Origin of the sequence: Photobacterium sp. GB-36, assembly GCF_003026135.1 — a bacterium.
Lineage (GTDB): Bacteria > Pseudomonadota > Gammaproteobacteria > Enterobacterales > Vibrionaceae > Photobacterium.
The window spans coordinates 1-1,025 of the sequence record NZ_PYNY01000071.1; the positions used below are offsets into that span (position 1 = coordinate 1).

Here is a 1,025-nt window from a genome sequence, read left to right on the forward strand (position 1 = left end):
TCAGAGTCACTAAAGCATATGGTATTAACACGCAAGAAGATTGGACCTCTATTTTACACACCCACAGCCAATTTATGACGGTTAGTGACTTCAACCGTATTAAGGGCTTTTTACCTGATTATAATGGTTATGGGTTACCTCTCGCTACTACTACGATGGGCTGGTATAGACAAATTCAACCTACCAATCATTTACCCGACAAAGTCGTGCTCTATTGGACATCCCTTTTTGACGCCAAGTTCTACATTACTGAATTAGATGTCACACCTAAAGTGAAAGCGCTGATGTATAAACAACAAAACCATGTTGAGGCTGATGGAATAAGGCAAACCTGCTACCAATCGATATTTGATTTTGGTTTCCTACCAAATGGTCAAGTGAAAGTGTGGCTTAAGGGTTGTGGTAAGTATACGTACGTTACTGAATTGTCACCAACGAGCACACCCGAAACGGACTATAACGGAAGTACTTACTCTGATCACAACCAGACAAGAAACGCTGTACTTAAAAGTGCTAAAAAGGCTAACGCAACCTTAACGCCTATCCCTTGGGACAAGGTAAATAAGATATATACATCAAAAAAATATATTGTAGATCAGCTTCATTAATATTGACTTATCGCCTCACAGAAACCTGTGAGGCGCTCAATGAAAGAGCTAGATTCAGCATTCATTACACAAGGACAGTAAATGAAAAAGATCATATCAACAGGAGTATTCTGCCTATTACTGGTTGGTTGTAGCATGATGAATAGAGAACGCGTACCTGATGAAGTTCCTGATTGGACAGTTGGTTACGCTATGCCATCATTTTACCCTGTCAGAGTCACTAAAGCATATGGTATTAACACGCAAGAAGATTGGACTTCTATTTTACATACTCATAGTCAATTTATGACAATCAGCGATTTAGAACGAATTAAACAGTCTCAACCGGACTATGATGGATATGGATTATCGTTAACTTTTGGGATCGCTCAATACTCCCAGATAAGATATACAAATCATTTACCCGATAAAGTTGTG

General features: G+C 38.9%; 2 protein-coding genes. Both read left to right on the forward strand.

Annotated elements, in window-relative coordinates:
* Positions 1 to 608: DUF2931 family protein (locus tag C9J46_RS21310; protein WP_107291494.1), on the forward strand; the 608-nt coding region annotated here is incomplete at its 5' end.
* 81 nt (positions 609 to 689) lie between these two features.
* Positions 690 to 1,025: DUF2931 family protein (locus C9J46_RS21315; RefSeq protein WP_146144684.1), on the forward strand; the 336-nt coding region annotated here is incomplete at its 3' end.